The organism is Clostridium sp. LIBA-8553 (assembly GCF_057782465.1).
On record NZ_CM173489.1, the window covers coordinates 2,710,254 to 2,728,293 of the forward strand.

The window sequence follows — 18,040 nt, forward strand, 5'->3', positions numbered from 1 at the left end:
TTTTTAACGCCTAATTATTATCTTCCATATTTTCATTAATTCCTTGGAGCATATTACTTCCCCACATACTCTTAGGAACTTCTCCAACTATAACTGTATCCGAGATGGGAATTTGATTTACCACTTCAACCTCTTTAGATTGAAGTGGTAATATTATTTTAAGATTAGTTTTTACATTTACTAAAATCTTATGCCTAGTTTGATTTATTCCTGCACTCTCAAAAACAGAGTCATAAGACACCTCTACTCTTCCTATTGGTTCCATCTTAACAGTTATACTTGGCCCCCAATAAGACATTATATTATTTTTAGTTATATAACCAATAGGCACCTTAACTCCTATTGAACCAATCTCTTTTATATCAGCTTGTGACTTTATAGCTACCTCTGTTGCCAAATCATTTAATCTTATAGTATCCGCCTTAAGCATCTTTATATCTCCCGAAGAATCTTTTTCAACACTTATTAAATCATCATAATCAAATTTCTCTGTATAAACCTCAACTATATTTTTATTTATAACATCTAATGTTTTAGCCCTCATTTCAGAATCTGATACGAGTAAAACTGTAGGTGCAATTATTTTATCAAAAGCATATATGAAACTCAGAAAACTGGCAATAATGATTATTATAGTTATTATTAAATACTTTTTCAAATTTATGTTTTTACGTTTATTTTTTTTTACATAATACAAAGACTACACCTCTTATAATTTGGTTTACTCTTAATATTATTATGCTATAATAATATATAATATTTCTTTAAATATATAATAATATAATTATGTAATTTTTTAAGAAATAGAAAGTTTTATTATGTTAGGAGGAAAAAATGACTGACAAAAAAAGAGAGCATAAAGATAGAAAGCAGAAGAAAAAATCAGATAAAAATCAATCGAAGGGTAAAAAATTTTTAAAATGGTTCTTTATAGGAATTCTGCTTCTAGGGATAACTGCCATGACAGTAGTTGGAGTATACGTTCTTTCAATTATACGTTCTGCTCCAGAGTTAGATGTTCAGGCAATTCAATCTCTAAATCAGCCATCCATTCTTTACGATGATCAGGGAAATTTTATGGATAATGTTATAACTCGTGAACAACGTTATGTAGTTACATCTGAAGAAATCCCTGACAATTTGAAAAACGCTTTTGTAGCTATTGAAGACGAAAGATTTTATGAGCATAAAGGAATAGACATTAGAAGAGTTTTTGGAGTTATAGTTTCCAATGCTAAAAGTAAACTATCAGGAAGTACTACGGTTCAAGGGGCCTCAACTATTACTCAACAACTTATAAAAAATGCAGTGCTTACAAATGAAGTTAGTTACGAAAGAAAAATTAAAGAAATGTACTTAGCTTTAGAATTAGAGAAGCACCTTTCAAAAGATGAAATCCTTACTACGTATTTAAATACAATTCCTATGGGTGGATATCAATATGGTGTTGGTGCCGCTGCACAAAGATTTTTTAGCAAGAATGTTTCAGACTTAACATTAGTTGAATGTGCTTATTTAGGAGGACTTACTCAAGCACCTACTGCTTATGATGGCCTTTCAGAAGCAAACAAAGCTAATCCAAGTAGATATTTAAATAGAACTAAATCTGTACTATTTAAAATGCATGAACTAGGATATATTACAGACGAAGAATATAACAATGCAATAAATGAAATTGATACAAATGGCATCAAATTCACACCCAATACTAAGTTAAGCAAAACTAACTTTGAGTGGTTTACACGACCTGCTATAACTCAAGTTAAACAAGACTTAATGAATAAATACAAATATACTCAGGAAGAAGTTGATAAACTTATAGCTAATGGTGGATTAAAGATCTATACTTCCATGGATAGAAATCTTCAAAATAATGTTCAAGAAGTTTTAGATAATCCAAGCAACTATAGAGCTATAACCAATAATCCTAATGAGCAGAACGAAGATGGCGTTTATAAACTACAAGCATCAGCTACAATCATAGACTATAAAACAGGTCATGTTAAAGCCTTAGTTGGAGGAAGAGGTGAACAGCCTCCTATGTCTCACAATAGAGCTTACTATGATTTAAAATCTATAGGATCAGCAACAAAGCCATTAACAGTTTATGGTCCTGCCATTGATTTAGGACTTGGAGGAGCTGGCTCTGTAGTAAATGATTCTCCATTAACTAATAAAGAATTAGCTTCTACAGGTTATAAAGATCAACCTAAGAATGAATACAATAGTTATAAAGGCCCTTTAACTTTTAGAGAAGCAATTAAAATCTCCAGTAACTTAGCTGCCATAAAAGTTGCCAACGAAGTAGGCGCTTCAAACTCTATAGCTTACGGTGAGAAATTAGGACTTGTTTACGGACCTAACTCTAGAGGAATTTCAACTACAGCCTTAGGTCAATTCCAAAATGACCCTAATAACCCTGATGGGGGAAATACTTACACCCTAGCTTCAGCCTTTGGTGTTTTTGGTAATAATGGTATTAAAACTGATGCAAAGTTATATACAAAGGTATTAGATCATCATGGAAATGTAATTCTAGATACAAGTACTCCCAAAGAGACACAAGTATTTAGTCCTCAAGCTTCTTATATAGTTTATGATATGCTTAAGGAACAAGTAGAAAGTGGATCTGCTAAACCGGCTAAATTCGGTAACATACCTGTAGCTGGTAAAACAGGAACAACTACTGGAGACAGAGACTATTTATTTGCAGGATTAACACCATATTATTCTGCAGCTATTTGGATTGGATATGATCAACCTAGAGAAATGAAAACTAGCAGTGGTACTGTTACCTCTCCTATTTTCGGAAAAATAATGGGAATCGCTCATAAAGGATTAGAATACAAAGAAATACAACAACCAAGTGGAATAAGTAAAGTTGCAGTATGCATGGATTCAGGTCTTAAACCTACTTCACTTTGTACCCAAGATCCTAGGGGTAGTAGAGTTTATTATGATTGGTTTGTTAATGGTTCTGCTCCTACTCAATATTGTAATTATCATATAAAATCCAAAGTCACTAATCCTGATTCAGGTGATAATAATTCTGGATCAAATGAAGAAAATAAACAACAAGAAAATAAACAAGAAGAAACTAAACCTAGTGAAAATACTAATGAACCAATAAACCCAAAGCCAAATACTCCACCTGATCAACCAGATAATAATAACAATAATAATGGTGGTGGAAATGCTAAACCGCCTCAAAATCAAACAGAAAATAATACAAATCATGAAGTTATTGTTCCTCCTCAAGCTGGAAATAACTCAAACCAAAATGGTCAAGATAACAACATTACGCAATAGAACGAAGCTTTTCTTGCATTTTAATCATCATTAAAACAAAGCCACTATGAAACAAAAATTTCATAGTGGCTTTATTAATGTCATTCTTCCACTCCAACCTATGTAATATCCTAATTTTTCATGAATAACCCATTAACATTTTATTCATATACCAACTTATTTCTTTTCCTTCAAATATCACACACATGAATAACGAAATATTAGTTCTTGCACTTTTTTATTATTCGTATTAAAATTAATTATAAATGCTACGCAAAATTTAAAATGTTATATCAACAGAAGGAGGAATTTATGGAAGCAATTAACAACGTGATAGTTAGTTTCAACGATTTTCTTTGGGGCTATATATTAATTATTTTATTAATTGGTACAGGTCTTTTATTTTCTTTTAAAACTAAATTCGTTCAATTTAGATACATAAAAGAAATGTTCCGTCTTTTAGGCGACGGTATAGGAAAGTCAAATAAAGAAAAAGGTGGAGTTTCTTCATTTCAGGCTTTTTGTATAAGTACAGCATCAAGAGTTGGTACTGGTAACATAGCTGGTGTTGCTATAGCAGTAGCTGTAGGTGGTCCTGGTGCAGTTTTTTGGATGTGGATTATTGCCTTAATAGGTTCTGCATCTAGTTTTGTAGAGAGCACATTAGCTCAAATATATAAAGTTAAAGATAAAGATTCTTTCAGAGGTGGTCCTGCTTACTACATGGAAAAAGGACTTGGAAAGAGATGGTTAGGAATTATTTTCTCAATTCTTATTACAATCTGTTTTGGATTCGTATTTAATGCAGTTCAGGCTAACACAGTAAGTATTGCATTCAGTAATGCATTCGGTCTTTCAAGAGCCGCTATTGGTATTATACTAGCAATAGTAACAGCCTTAGTTATCTTCGGTGGGATTCATAGAGTAGCTAAAGTTTCAGAAATAATTGTTCCTGTTCTAGCTGTTCTTTATATACTTATCGCTCTTATAGTTGTAGTTTTAAACTTAACTGAACTACCATCAGTATTAAAACTTATATTTGAATCAGCCTTTGGAATAAAACAATTAACAGCTGGTGGACTTGGTGCTGCGGTTATGCAAGGTATTAAGAGAGGTTTATTCTCTAACGAAGCTGGTATGGGTAGTGCTCCTAATGCAGCTGCAACAGCAGATGTTTCACACCCAGTTAAACAAGGTTTAATACAAACTTTAGGTGTATTCACTGATACTTTATTAATTTGTTCATGCACAGCCTTCATAATATTAGTTTCTGGTCAATATGCTGATAGTACATTAACAGGTATAGAATTAACTCAACAAGCACTTGTATCTGAAATAGGACCTTTCGGAGCTTATTTTATAGCAATCTGTATATTACTATTTGCCTTTAGTTCAATTGTAGGTAACTTCTATTACGGTCAAACAAATATAGAATTCATGAACTCTAAAAAATGGCTATTAAATGCATACAGAATTCTTGTTATAGGTATGGTTTTATTTGGTTCACTTGCGAAAGTTGATTTAGTTTGGAATTTAGCGGATCTTTTCATGGGTCTTATGGCTATATTAAACATAATAACTATACTGTTCCTAGGAAAATACGCTTTCCTTGCTCTTAAAGATTATACAGATCAAAAGAAAGCTGGTATTAAGGAACCTGTATTTAAAGCATCTTCTATACCTGGACTAGAAAATGTAGAAGAATGGCAATAATAAAAAAGCTTTGAGATTTCATTCTCAAAGCTTTTTATATTAATCTTTCAAATATAACTTTTTTCTCAATGCTTAAATCTTCTGGATTTATTGTCATCTTGAAAATTTGAGGACACCCCTCTTCTCTCCATTTTTTCATATAAGCTGGTGTAGCTTTAAAACTATAATAGTAAACTTCCTCATATTCATCTGCAAACTCTAAGACCTCTTTTTTACTGTCTTCGCTTAATCTTAATATTTTCTTATCCATATTATTTAATATTGGCCAAAAGTATTTCATTGGTATATTATACTTAAATTCATTATTAACTACTCTGCTCTCAAACAAAGCTCTTTTTAATATTCTATCTTCTTTATGGCATTCATCTATATTTGCTCTAAATATAACCTTTCCTCTCTTATCTTCATCTAATTTTATGTTTATCATATAATAAACAACTCCTATTCATAACGCTACAAAAAATAGCATTCATTTAAAATCTATAAATCAAACTTATTTAAAATTGATTCTCCAAATAATTTTTTTATTATATATTTTATTCCTTCCACTTCAAGAGACTTTTTCTTAACCATTATAAGCCTTCCATTATCAATAATATCTTCATCAGAATAAGTGGTTAATTCTAATTCTTCCTTTATATCTTCAATCCATTCTTGGGAATAATAAGTTTTTAATCCTCTTAAAAACTTATTTTTTATAAAAGGTATTATACTATTTCCTAACACAAACACTATTTCACAACCATTAATATTCATTAAAAGACTATTAAAGTCATCATTTTCTTTAAAATTATTACTCTTATTTCCAGGAACAATTATAACATCCAAATCCACATCTTCTATAGATTTTAAGTTTTCAAAATTTATATTATATGTTCCGCTATTCACTATATTCTTTTGTGTTCCTACTAATTCTACAGAAATTATTTCTCTATTTAAAGTCTTATTTATACTTTCAAAAATTTCCAAAAACGAAATAACTGTACTAACAATCATCTGATCATAAACAAAAATTCCAATTTTTCTTTCTTTTAAAACCTTAACATTTGCAGTAAAATCCTCTCTAGATAATCTATATGAATATCCATCCTTGTTTTTATACATAATCTTAAAGCCTATTTTCTCTAGCCGCTCTCTCTTACCATCCAAGGAAACTGTATCTAGCATATATACTCCACCAAACTCATAAAAGAAACATTCTAATATTAGTTGTACAGCTTCACTTCCATATCCTTTTCCCCTCTGTGAACTTTCTATTCTAACATTTAATCTAGCGGTTTTAGTCACAGAATCATACCCATGAAAACTTGCTTCACCAACTGGATTATCATCATAGTCAAATACCAAACAATAAAGATTTCTTCCATCCGTAGGGCTCACCATCTTTTTATAGAAACTATCCCACTTATACTTAGGAAAAGATATTATTTTACCTACATCAGTCATACTGTCCATATCTCCCCATAACTTTTCAGTATAGCTCAGTTCTTCTAAATACGGTGTTCTTATATAAACTTTTCTTCCCTCTCTTCTATAGCAGTTTCTTTTTTCTATCACATTACCACACCAATCATTTATTAATTCAAGAGTATTTTATCATAAATTACCACAAACTGTGAAATTTTTTTACCAGTATTTAAGAATTATTCTTTTCTAGTTTAGTTATACTAAATTTAATAATAAACTTACCTAAACTGCATAACATATATTTCCTTTCAAAGTTGCTAGATTACTATTTTTAAGCAATATATAGTTTTGAATATATTTTTTTAATTTTTTATTGATTTTTATTTCGAAAGTATTTATAATTATTTATGTTTGTTTAGTAATTTTAAACTTAAAGTTTAGTAAAACTTATAGTTAATGAAATTGAGGTGTAAAACTTGGAAATAGGAGATAAAATCAGAAGTCTCAGAGTGGCCAAACAGTTAACTCAAGAAGAATTAGCAAATAGATGTGAACTATCTAAGGGATTTATTTCTCAGCTTGAGAATGATCTTACATCCCCGTCTATAGCTACATTAATAGATATATTAGACATATTAGGAACTAATCTCACTGAATTCTTTAGTGAGGATACAAATGAAAAAATAGCCTTTTCAAAGGATGATATGTTTGAAACTGAAAATGAAGAATTAAAGTACAATCTTATGTGGCTAGTTCCTAATGCTCAGAAAAATGATATGGAACCTATAATGATAACTCTTGAGCCAGGAGGACAATATATTGAAGAAGAACCTCATGAAGGAGAAGAATTCGGATATGTTCTGTCAGGAGCAATATATCTTCATTTAGGAGATAAAAAAGTAAAAGTAAGAAAAGGTGAGAGTTTCTATTTTAAACCTAAGGCTAATCACTACATTTCTAATGCAGGGAAAGTTTCTGCAAAAGTTATTTGGATAAGCACTCCACCATCATTTTAATATAAACATTTAGAAAGCAGAGGTGTTAGATTTGAAAGATAATAATATTATTGAATTAAAAGGAATAACTAAATCATATGGAAAAGATACAATTTTAGATAATCTTTCCCTAAATATTAAAAAGAATGAATTCCTAACTCTTTTAGGCCCTAGTGGATGTGGTAAAACAACAACTTTAAAAATTATAGCAGGCTTTGAAACGGCAGATAGTGGTCAGGTGGTCTTTGAAAATAATATTATTAACGATATACCACCTTATGAAAGACAGTTAAACACTGTATTCCAAAAATATGCTTTATTCCCTCACATGAATGTATATGAAAATATAGCTTTTGGATTAAAATTAAAAAAATTACCTAAAAATGTTATAGATGAAAAAGTTAAAGAAATGCTTAAACTAGTTGCTCTTGAAGGATATGAAAAAAGAGATATTGAAGCCCTTAGTGGTGGACAGCAACAAAGGGTCGCTATAGCTAGAGCTCTAGTAAATGAACCAAAGGTACTTTTATTAGATGAACCACTTGGCGCATTAGATATGAAACTTAGAAAAGGCATGCAAATAGAACTTAAAAGAATACAACAAAAATTAGGTATTACCTTCATTTTTGTAACTCATGATCAAGAAGAAGCTTTAACAATGTCAGACACAATAGTTGTTATGAATAAAGGAGAAATCCAACAAATGGGTAGTCCAGAGGACATATATAACGAACCAATCAACTCATTTGTAGCAAAATTTATAGGTGAAAGTAATATAGTTGACGGTACTATGTTAGATGACTTTAAAGTTGAATTTGCAGGAAGAGTTTTTGACTGTGTAGATAAAGGTTTCGAAAAAAATGAACCTATTGAAGTTGTAATAAGACCTGAAGATTTTGAAATGGTTAAATATGAAGACGGTATGCTAAAAGGAACTGTTACTTCAGTTATATTTAAAGGTGTACACTATGAAATAGAAGTAAAGGATGAAAACTATACTTGGATATTACACAATACAAAACATGCTGAAATAGGAGCTAAAATAGGATTATCTCTTGACCCTGAAAGCATACATATAATGAAAAAAGAGAGTGATGTTTAAAAATGAAAAGTAATAATAAAAATTTATCCTTTGCAGCTTATCCATACGTTGTATGGAGTGCTATATTTATAGTTATTCCTTTACTTTTAATAGTTTTTTTTAGTTTTACAAGTAAAGTTGATGGAAGATTTGTATTCTCTCTTGAAAACTTTCAAAGATTATTTGAGCCAATATATTTTACTGTTTTTGTACGTTCTATATGGCTTGCAGTTTTATCAACAGTATTATGTTTAATTTTAGGCTATCCAATAGCTTATATGATTTCTAAACTTCCAATAAAGAGAAGAAACATTTTAATACTTTTATTTATATTACCAATGTGGATGAACTTCTTACTTAGAACATATGCATGGATGGCTATACTTGGTAGAGATGGTCTTATAAATACACTTTTAGGTTATATAGGAATAGGTCCTATAAAAATGCTATATACTGACGGAGCAATATTACTTGGAATGGTATATAACTTCTTACCATTTATGGTTATACCAATATATACTGTACTTATAAAAATTGATAAAAACTTAGTTAATGCAGCTTATGATTTAGGTGCAAATAAGTCTCAAGCCTTTAGAAAAGTTATTCTACCACTTAGTATTCCTGGAATAATTTCTGGAATAACTATGGTATTTATGCCAGCTGTTTCAAACTTCGTAATTCCAAATCTTCTAGGTGGAGGAAAATACATGTTAGTTGGTAACCTTATAGAACAACAATTTACCACTATAGGTAACTGGAACTTCGGTTCAGCTCTATCAATTTTTATGATGATATTAATATTAATTTCAATGGGACTTATGTCTAAGTATGAAAAGAACGGCAAAGAAGGAGGTAAACAGCTATGGTAAAAAAGTTAGGTAATTTTATTTCTAAATTTTATTTAGCTATAGTATTTATATTTTTATACGCACCAATAGTAACTCTTATGATATTCTCATTTAATAGTACTAAGTCTATGGCTGTTTGGGGTGGATTTACTTTTGAGTGGTACACTTCCCTACTTCAAAATGAAAGAATATTAGAAGCACTTTACTATACTGTATTAATAGCAGTACTTGCTTCTGTTATAGCTACAATAATCGGTACTATAAGTGCTATAGGAATTAATAATATGAAAAGAGGTCCTAGAGCTTTACTTTTAAATGTAAACTACTTACCAGTATTAAACCCTGATATAGTTACTGGTGTTTCATTAATGACTTTATTTGCTATTGGTGGTGTTTTATTTGGTCTTAAGCCTGGTTTTTGGACTATGCTTTTAGCTCATATAACATTTGATATTCCTTATGTTATATTATCTGTTTTACCTAAGCTAAGACAATTGCCTCCAAATCTAACTGATGCAGCTTTAGATTTAGGAGCCACACCATCTTACGCTTTAAGAAAGGTAGTAATACCTCAAATAATGCCTGGTATAGCAGCTGGATTCTTAATAGCATTTACAATGTCAATAGATGACTTTGTTATAAGTTTCTTCACTACTGGACCTGGAGTTTCAAACCTTTCTATAGAAATCTATTCTATGGCTAGAAGAGGTATTTCTCCGGAAATAAATGCTCTTTCAACATTAATGTTTATTGTTGTCTTAGCATTACTTCTTATTGCTAATAGGAAACAATCTTTAGTGAAAGGAGAACGTTAATATGAAAATGAAAAAATTCTTAGCTTTAGCTTGTACAACACTACTTTCAGCTTCACTTTTAATGGGTTGTGGTCCAAAAAAAGGTGAAGAAACAAATCAAGATAAAAATAGTAACGTTCTTTATGTTTATAACTGGGGAGATTATATAGATCCAGATCTTATTACAAAATTTGAAGATGAAACTGGAATAGATGTTAAATATGATGTTTATGATACTAACGAAATAATGTATCAAAAGCTTAATAGCGGAAATGTATCTTATGACTTAATAATTCCTTCTGACTATATGATAGAGAAAATGAAAAGTGAAGATATGTTAGCTAAAATAGATTTTTCAAAAATACCTAATTATAAATATATTGGAGAACAATTTAAAAACTTAGCTTATGATCCAACTAACGAATACTCTGTACCTTATATGTGGGGAACAGTAGGAATAATTTATAATACAAAAAAAGTTACTGATCCAGTAGATAGTTGGGATATACTTTGGAACACTAAATATAAAGATCAAGTAATAATGCCAGATGGTGTTAGAGATGCTATGGCCGTTGCGGAAAAGAAACTTGGATACTCTCTAAACACTGAAAATCCAAATGAAATAGAAGCCGCTAAGCGTGAACTTATGACTCAGAAAAAAGATGGTTTAATCTTAGCTTATATGGTTGACCAAGTTAAAGATGCTATGGTTGGTGGCGAAGCTTCTCTAGCTGTTGCATGGTCTGGTGATGCCGTTACCATGATTGAAAGAAACCCTGATTTAGCTTACGCTATTCCAAAGGAAGGTTCAAATAAATGGTTTGATGGTATTGCAATTCCTAAAAATGCTCAGCATAAAGAAAATGCTGAAAAATTTATAAACTTCCTTTGTGATCCTGAAAATGCTAAACAAAATGTAGAATACATAGGATATTCTACTCCTAATACAGCAGCATATAACTTATTACCTGAAGATGTAAGAGAAGATAAAGTTGCTTACCCTGATGAATCTTCACTTAAAAACTGTGAGGTATTTGTTGATTTACCATCAGAAATACTTAGGAAGTATGATGAAGCTTGGTTAGAAATAAAATGTGTTTACTAAAAAAATGCATGTGCTTTTGCACATGCATTTTATATTACCCACATATCTCTTCACAGAAAACTTCTGGAAACCATAATTTTATTTCTCTATCTGCATTTTCTATTGAATCTGATGAATGAACTGAATTCTCTGTACCACTTAATGCAAATCTTCTTCTTATAGTTCCAAACTCAGCTTTTTCTGGATTTGTTGCACCGTTTAGGGTTCTTACTTTTTTTATAGCATCTTCTCCTTCAAGAACTAATGCTACAAGAGGACTTCTTGTTATATATTTAATTAGAGAATCAAAAAAATGCTTACCTTTATGCTCCTCATAATGTTTCTCAGCAAATTCCTTGGTTATACGTTTCATTTCTATAGCCCTTATCTTTAGTCCTGCTCCTTCATAAACCTCTAATATTTTTCCTATTAAATCTCTTTCAACAGCATCAGGTTTTATTAAAACAAGACTTTTTTCTAACCTCATCAAAATTCCTCCTCAAAATTATTTCCCTTAGATATATTATACATATAATTTCCTATTTATGTAAACATTCACAGAGAAATTTATATAATTATTTCATTGTTAACTTATTATTTCCATATTAAATATAAAAATACATATTTTTTTACTTAGTATTCTAATTATAATAGTATTTATAGGAGGTGTTTTCCATGATTAGAAAAGAATTTTTAGTACATGGTAGAGTTCAAGGGGTTGGCTTTAGGTTCTTTTGTAAATATCAGGCAAGTTTATTATCCTTAACAGGTTATGCAAAAAATTTAGAAGACAGTAATGTGCTTATAGAAGTACAAGGAAATGAATCCTCAATAAAAAAATTTAAATCAAGCATTTTAAAAGGAAATGGTTTTTCTAGAGTAATATCAATTGATGAAAAAAACCTACCTATTGATACACATGAAAAAAGATTTTCTACATATTAAAAAACAAAGGGTAAATCAAATTTGATTTACCCTTTGTTTTTATATCTAACTAAATATCACAACTATCTTGCTCTATTCCATATCGAGTACTGCCATTAGTATTAAACTCATCACTTTTTTTATATGAAATAAATGTTCCGTCATTAGGTTCATGCTCTTTATTTTTTTTATTATCATAATCCTTTTTATTATTTCTCATTTTTATCACCCACCTTTAATTTATTATTTCAAGGTAGGTTTGTTTATATACCTTATCTTAAACATATTTATAATGCTATAGATTATAAATTCTCCCACATATCTTCTATGCTATCATAATCCTCTAGAACCTCATCTATTAACTCTAAAGCATCTTCATTGTTCCAAGCTTCACATTTTCTTATTTTATTTACCCTTATTATATTATCTTCTTTTCCTTCCTTCATAAGTACACATTCTTCACAACTCTCTTTGTACTTTTTTAAATCTTCTATTATAGTATTTTTTATCTCAATAGTTTTAACTCTATTATTATCCTGATCCCTAAAGTCTATAAGTATATTGTCTGAGTTAATCAAATTATTTAAAAACTCAAAATGCCAATTAAATCCATAGTTTAACCATAAATCATAAGTATTTTCCTCATTATTATCAAATCTAATCATTATAAGAAATAAGTCTAACTTTTTATTACTTATAATACTACTTTTTAAGGCTACTAAAACATTGTCCCCAATATCCTGTAAGGCATATAAATAATCCTTAACAAAAATTATGGGAACTACTCTATCATCAACTTCTACTAAAAGTGGTATTAAAGTTCCTACTTCACTTTCCTTCAAAATATCATCTACAGTTAAAACTGCCATAATATCACATCCTAAATATTAATTACTTGAAATATCTTATATTATATAAGATATGTACCATAAATGCCATAATTAAAGCTTTACACCTCCATCCTTATTATTATTGTTATTATCTCCTATAGATGTTATAATTAAAAAAGTTTAATGAGACTTTAAAAATTAGGAGAGATGAAAATTGATTAAATTTAAGAAAAAGCTTTTAAGTTCACTATTAGTTGCTTTATCAGTATCATTCTTTACACCAGCAAAAGCAACTGTACAAGCTGCTGAAATTACCCAACCTGATATAGTTGGTAAGTATGCTGTTACACTAGATTATGACACTGGAGAGATTATTTATGCAAAGGGAATTGATGAAAGAGCATATCCTGCTAGTACGACAAAGGTTATGACAAGTCTTTTATTTGCTGAACATGCTTCAAAGACAGATTCCTTTCCATATACAGCAGATGCAAAAAGTCAACAGCCCTATACATTAAACGATAGCTTTGGTCCAATACCTGTTGGTGAGGGAATGAATGCAAATGATTTAATGAAAGCTTTACTTATGTTTTCAGCGAATGATGCTGCATATGTAATCGCAGATGGTGTAGCTGGAAATGGTGAAAAATTTAGTGATATGATGAATCAAAAAGTTAAAGAACTTGGGTTAAAAAATACTCATTTTGTTACTCCAAACGGATTACATAATGACGATCACTATTCAACAGCCTATGACTTAGCTGTTATTTTACAAAATGCTTATAAGAACCCTTGGGTAAGCGAAACTATGGGACTTAAAGAAAGTTCAATAACTGTAAACGGAAAAAAGGTAATTTTAGAAAATAGAAATAAAGAACTTGGTATCGACGGAAATATTGGTGGTAAAACTGGTTTCACAACTCCTGCTGGAAGATGTTTAGTATCAGTTTATGAAAGAAATGGTAGAAAAATAATAGGTACTGTTTTAGATTCTCAATATGATGCTAAGGATGAGATTGTATTTAATGATATGAAAAAAATTATTGATTACAGCTACTCTGTAGATAAAGTTCCTTACATAAAATCAGGAACAACAATAGATACTATTCCTGTTGAATACAAACTTTTCAGATGGTTTGGACCAACTAAAACAATAGATGTACCTTTTGTTGCAACTGAAAATATAGACTATTATGATAACTATGTAAATGAAAAAGAAACATCTAAGTCAATAAACTTAAAAGGTATGAATGCTTGGCAATTAGCTTCTCATCCTGATTCAGCAGCTGTTACTGTAAAAGAAAGAGCTTACACTCATGATTATCCTGTAAAGGCTGATATAGGTACATTTACACTTATAAAAGCTAACTTCTTAAGCTACTTAGGAATATTTGTTATAGCTGTAGTTATAGTTATACTAATCTTACTTATCATAAGAGGAGTAAACTTAAGAAGACGTAGAAGACGTAGAAGAAATATATTTTAATTTTAAATAAAAAAGATTTAGTCTTAGACTAAATCTTTTTTATTAAGCATTTAACTTTTCTACAACTTTTAATAAATCTAATGGCTTGTCTATATAAAAATCTGGTTTACTTTCTTTTAATTTTTCAAGGGGTAATGCTGTATATGTAACGCCACATGTTTTAGCACCGGCATTTTTACCTGCTAAAATATCATAAGGTGAATCTCCTACCATAAGTGATTCATTAGTAGTTACTCCTAAATCACTACAAGCCTTTAATATAGGCTCACTCTCTGGCTTATGTTTCTTAGTAACCTCCGGTGTTATAAAAGCATCAAAATAATCAAATATGCCCATTAACTTTGCACCGCGCTCTGCCATATCTCTCTTTTTTGATGTTACAACTCCAAGCTTAATTCCCTTACTTTTTAGAGTTTTTAGCATTAACTCTACTCCACTAAACTCCTTACATTCATCATCATGTAATTCTAAGTTTATTTTTCTATAACACTCTATCATTTCTTCTATTCTATTTTCATCATAAGCCTTAAAGGTCTCTTGTAATGGCTTACCATAGTTCATAGTAATTTCTTCAACTGTTGGCTCTAAATTTAGCATTGTTTTAAATGTATGTTGAAATGATTTTAATATTAAATCATTAGTATTTATCACTGTTCCATCTAAATCAAATAGTACTGCTTTTATCATAAATGTCTCCTTTTTTAATCTAAAAATTTGTATTATTTTCAATAATTATATCATAAAATTAAAAAAAATTTTAAAAACCCCTTCACAAATTAAGATTTATAGTATATATTAGTTATTAAATAAATAACTTGTACAAAGCATTGATAGGAAGAAGTAATCTTTGGAAAGAGTTTTAGCGATTGAGGGATGGTGAAAGCCTCATACTATACCTTTGATGAAAAACATCCTTGAGCTTCTAACCGAACTTCAAAATTTATTTTGAACAGTAGACTTAGACGGGTTTCTTTCCGTTAAAAGAAGGACAGTGTTAAGATGCACTGTTGTTAAGTGAGTGCTTTTGTACTAACATAGGTGGTACCGCGGAGATGATTATACAGCCTTCGTCCTATTTAATATAGGATGATGGCTTTTTTTATTCTCTTTTTTAATAAATTCAGAAAAAACCACATACTGGATTTAATTTTTATTTTATACGTATAAAAAATATTTTTGCAAATTTAAGAACATGTTTTGGGCCAAACAAAAGGATCTATTAAAAATAATGTGTAGTAAAATCAAAAAAATTATACTTAACTACACTATTTAATTAAGGAGTTGTTTTAAATGGAAAAATTATTTATACCACAGGGCTATAAACCTTTACTATCACTTAGAGAAACTGAAGTTGCTATTAAAGAGCTTAAGGATTTTTTTGAAGATTCTTTAGCTAAAAACTTAAACTTAACAAGAGTTTCTGCTCCACTTTTTGTAAATGAGTGTTCAGGATTAAATGATAACTTAAACGGAATTGAAAGACCAGTTAGCTTTGACATGAAAGCTATGCCAGAACTTAACATACAAATAGTCCATTCTCTTGCTAAATGGAAAAGACTAGCTCTTCATAGATATGATTTTAAACATGGGGAAGGTCTTTATACTGATATGAATGCCATAAGAAGAGATGAAGACTTAGATAACATTCACTCTATTTATGTTGATCAATGGGACTGGGAAAAAATAATTACTAAAGAAGAAAGAAACCTAGAAACTTTAAAGGAAACTGTAAAATCAATATATAAAGCTTTTAAAGATTCAGAAGACTTTATCTCATCTAAATATTCTCATATAGAAAAACTTCTTCCTGAGGATATTAAATTTATAACATCACAGGAATTAGAGGATCGTTATCCAGATCTTACTCCGAAAGAAAGAGAAACTGCAATCTGTAAAGAATTTGGAGCTGTATTTATAATAGGAATAGGTGGAAAATTATCTTCTGGTAAAAAGCATGATGATAGAAGCCCAGACTATGATGATTGGACATTAAACGGAGATTTATTATTCTACTACCCTCTTTTTGATGAGGCAGTAGAACTTTCATCAATGGGAATAAGAGTTGATGAAGAAAGTCTTTTAAAGCAATTAAAAATTACAGGCTGTGAAGATAGAAAAGAACTACCATTCCACAAAATGCTTCTTGAAGGGAAATTACCATACACTATTGGTGGAGGAATTGGTCAATCAAGGATTTGTATGTTCTTCCTAAGAAAAGCTCATATTGGAGAAGTTCAAGCTTCTATGTGGGATGAAGATATGATAAGAAAATGTGAAGAGAACAACATACATTTATTATAATTATCAAATATTTTCTTAAGCTTATTTAATAAATGATTATGTTTAAAACTATTTTTGATTTTTAGATAGAACTGTAAGACCATCTTAATGAGCAGTTAGTATTGCATCATATATGTAAGAATAATAGCGTTAAAAAGCTTTTTCTGTTTGAGCGTAATCTAAAAAGGAATACAATCTCACGATGTTCGATTGCATAAGTTCAAGATACCAAATTAAAAATTTGGACTTTCACTTAAAATTAAGCTAAGTCTGAAAGTCTAGCTAAAATCAACATTCACCTAAAACAGAGCCTAATCTTTTAAATTAACTTTAATATTTAAAAATTCAATATTATCCCTCTTACAAATATAGTATAATCTTCTTAATAAGCTTATATTTAAAAGGGGGATAATCATTATGAAAAAATCTGGTTTAAAAACTTTACTAAATGTTTTAGCAGTAATTGCTATATTTTTCTTAATGGTTAAAGTAAGTGTGCCAATGGGGAGCATCCTACTTGTATCATTCATAATATTTAAAATAACAATGAACAAACATCTAATACATATGTTTAAAGGAGCTAAACAATTAAAAACTAATAATTTAGAAGAAGCTTTGCCTTTCTATAGAAAAGCTGCTCTTTGTTCTAGTTCTAATGTAAAAGCCATAAAAACCTATGTATTTTTAGAATTAAAGACAGGTTCTTATGAGGAAGCTTTGGAAACATTAAAAACAATAGTATCTAAAAGAAAATTTCTACATGATGATGCAAATCAACTTGACCTGCTTCAAGCAATACTTTATTGGAAGCTAGGAGATAATAAAACATCTCTTAAAATTCTTAATGATTTAAAAGCAAATAATTTTAATTCTCTTGATTTTTATGAAGTTTATGGATATGTATTAATCCAAGATGAAAATTTCGAAAAAGCAATTTCAATAAGTAATGAAGGATTAAAGATTGATGACCTAAGTCAAATAATAAGAGCTAACCTTGGAGAAATTTTTTATAAAATTGGTGATATTGAAAAAGCTTGTTTTTACTTCAACGAATTAATAGATGAATGTGCAAATTTTTCAGAACCTTATTATTTTATGGGAATTATATCAAAAGAAAAAGACGATTCTTACAAAGCTAAAGAGCTTTTAAATAAAGCGCTTAAGTATGACGAGTCTATTCTAAGTAACCTATCAAAAAATGATATAGAAAACGCTTTAATAAGTATAAATCATTAATTATTGTGATATTTGATTATAGCTTAAATTTTAATTTCATTCTATAATGTATAAGGAACTTTAAAAGTGGTTCC

The 18,040-nt window shown here is 29.7% G+C and carries 18 protein-coding genes and 1 other annotated feature; of the genes, 11 read left to right on the forward strand and 7 right to left on the reverse strand.

From position 1 onward, the window contains the following. Window positions 1–10 precede the first annotated feature (10 nt). Complete coding sequence (gene yunB, locus AC2JAQ_RS12090) at window positions 11–697, reverse strand: sporulation protein YunB (protein ID WP_488456669.1); 687 nt, start codon at window positions 695–697, stop codon at window positions 11–13. A 137-nt stretch (window positions 698–834) separates the two neighbouring features. Between yunB and AC2JAQ_RS12095 the strand changes: the two genes are divergently transcribed. Both AC2JAQ_RS12095 and AC2JAQ_RS12100 read left to right on the forward strand, forming a co-directional pair. Then, window positions 835–3,309: a transglycosylase domain-containing protein gene (locus tag AC2JAQ_RS12095; protein WP_488456670.1), complete on the forward strand. Its 2,475-nt coding sequence runs from the start codon at window positions 835–837 to the stop codon at window positions 3,307–3,309. Between the two features lie 291 nt (window positions 3,310–3,600). Then, the gene (locus AC2JAQ_RS12100) at window positions 3,601–5,001 is read left to right on the forward strand and encodes an alanine/glycine:cation symporter family protein (protein ID WP_488456671.1); all 1,401 of its coding nucleotides are present in this window, start codon (window positions 3,601–3,603) and stop codon (window positions 4,999–5,001) included. A 34-nt stretch (window positions 5,002–5,035) separates the two neighbouring features. Here the strand turns inward: AC2JAQ_RS12100 and AC2JAQ_RS12105 are convergent, their stop codons facing one another. After that, window positions 5,036–5,428, reverse strand: a complete 393-nt coding sequence (locus tag AC2JAQ_RS12105; protein WP_488456672.1) for a hypothetical protein — start codon at window positions 5,426–5,428, stop codon at window positions 5,036–5,038. 53 nt (window positions 5,429–5,481) lie between these two features. After that, complete coding sequence (locus tag AC2JAQ_RS12110) at window positions 5,482–6,558, reverse strand: GNAT family N-acetyltransferase (protein WP_488456673.1); 1,077 nt, start codon at window positions 6,556–6,558, stop codon at window positions 5,482–5,484. Window positions 6,559–6,884: 326 nt separating this feature from the next. Between AC2JAQ_RS12110 and AC2JAQ_RS12115 the strand changes: the two genes are divergently transcribed. Genes AC2JAQ_RS12115 through AC2JAQ_RS12135 form a run of 5 tightly spaced genes read left to right on the forward strand, consistent with a single transcriptional unit; the run spans window position 6,885 to window position 11,231 of the window. Beyond that, window positions 6,885–7,424, forward strand: a complete 540-nt coding sequence (locus tag AC2JAQ_RS12115; protein WP_322502977.1) for a helix-turn-helix domain-containing protein — start codon at window positions 6,885–6,887, stop codon at window positions 7,422–7,424. Between the two features lie 31 nt (window positions 7,425–7,455). Further along, on the forward strand, window positions 7,456–8,505 hold the full coding sequence (potA, locus tag AC2JAQ_RS12120) for a spermidine/putrescine ABC transporter ATP-binding protein (protein WP_488456674.1): 1,050 nt from the start codon (window positions 7,456–7,458) through the stop codon (window positions 8,503–8,505). Between the two features lie 2 nt (window positions 8,506–8,507). Further along, window positions 8,508–9,353 (forward strand): ABC transporter permease, encoded by an 846-nt coding sequence (locus AC2JAQ_RS12125; RefSeq protein WP_423237782.1) that lies wholly within the window; start codon window positions 8,508–8,510, stop codon window positions 9,351–9,353. Then, window positions 9,347–10,147, forward strand: a complete 801-nt coding sequence (locus AC2JAQ_RS12130) for an ABC transporter permease (RefSeq protein ID WP_488456675.1) — start codon at window positions 9,347–9,349, stop codon at window positions 10,145–10,147. Before AC2JAQ_RS12125 ends, AC2JAQ_RS12130 begins: the two co-directional genes overlap by 7 nt. Window position 10,148: 1 nt before the next feature. Beyond that, on the forward strand, window positions 10,149–11,231 hold the full coding sequence (locus AC2JAQ_RS12135; protein ID WP_488456676.1) for an ABC transporter substrate-binding protein: 1,083 nt from the start codon (window positions 10,149–10,151) through the stop codon (window positions 11,229–11,231). Window positions 11,232–11,265: 34 nt separating this feature from the next. On the opposite strand, the gene ndk is transcribed toward AC2JAQ_RS12135, so the two are convergent. Beyond that, entirely contained in the window at window positions 11,266–11,697 is a 432-nt protein-coding gene (ndk, locus tag AC2JAQ_RS12140; RefSeq protein WP_488456677.1) for a nucleoside-diphosphate kinase, read from the reverse strand. Window positions 11,698–11,885: 188 nt separating this feature from the next. Between ndk and AC2JAQ_RS12145 the strand changes: the two genes are divergently transcribed. Beyond that, window positions 11,886–12,155, forward strand: a complete 270-nt coding sequence (locus AC2JAQ_RS12145; protein ID WP_488456678.1) for an acylphosphatase — start codon at window positions 11,886–11,888, stop codon at window positions 12,153–12,155. A gap of 49 nt (window positions 12,156–12,204) precedes the next feature. On the opposite strand, the gene AC2JAQ_RS12150 is transcribed toward AC2JAQ_RS12145, so the two are convergent. Beyond that, on the reverse strand, window positions 12,205–12,354 hold the full coding sequence (locus AC2JAQ_RS12150) for a hypothetical protein (protein ID WP_488456679.1): 150 nt from the start codon (window positions 12,352–12,354) through the stop codon (window positions 12,205–12,207). A gap of 82 nt (window positions 12,355–12,436) precedes the next feature. After that, window positions 12,437–13,003, reverse strand: a complete 567-nt coding sequence (locus tag AC2JAQ_RS12155; protein ID WP_488456680.1) for a hypothetical protein — start codon at window positions 13,001–13,003, stop codon at window positions 12,437–12,439. A 175-nt stretch (window positions 13,004–13,178) separates the two neighbouring features. On the opposite strand from AC2JAQ_RS12155, the gene AC2JAQ_RS12160 reads away from it, so the two are divergent. After that, window positions 13,179–14,450 carry a D-alanyl-D-alanine carboxypeptidase family protein gene (locus AC2JAQ_RS12160; RefSeq protein ID WP_488456681.1) on the forward strand — a complete coding sequence of 424 codons (1,272 nt, stop codon included), beginning with the start codon at window positions 13,179–13,181 and terminating at the stop codon, window positions 14,448–14,450. A 42-nt stretch (window positions 14,451–14,492) separates the two neighbouring features. On the opposite strand, the gene ppaX is transcribed toward AC2JAQ_RS12160, so the two are convergent. Next, window positions 14,493–15,137: a pyrophosphatase PpaX gene (ppaX, locus tag AC2JAQ_RS12165; RefSeq protein ID WP_488456682.1), complete on the reverse strand. Its 645-nt coding sequence runs from the start codon at window positions 15,135–15,137 to the stop codon at window positions 14,493–14,495. Between the two features lie 131 nt (window positions 15,138–15,268). Further along, window positions 15,269–15,528 (forward strand) — a binding site (T-box leader). Window positions 15,529–15,740: 212 nt separating this feature from the next. Here ppaX and asnA point away from each other — a divergent pair. Both asnA and AC2JAQ_RS12175 read left to right on the forward strand, forming a co-directional pair. After that, the gene (gene asnA, locus AC2JAQ_RS12170; RefSeq protein ID WP_488456683.1) at window positions 15,741–16,751 is read left to right on the forward strand and encodes an aspartate--ammonia ligase; all 1,011 of its coding nucleotides are present in this window, start codon (window positions 15,741–15,743) and stop codon (window positions 16,749–16,751) included. A gap of 396 nt (window positions 16,752–17,147) precedes the next feature. Then, a complete protein-coding gene (locus AC2JAQ_RS12175) occupies window positions 17,148–17,966 on the forward strand; it encodes a tetratricopeptide repeat protein (protein WP_488456684.1) in 819 nt (272 codons plus the stop codon). The last annotated feature ends 74 nt before the right edge of the window (window positions 17,967–18,040 follow it).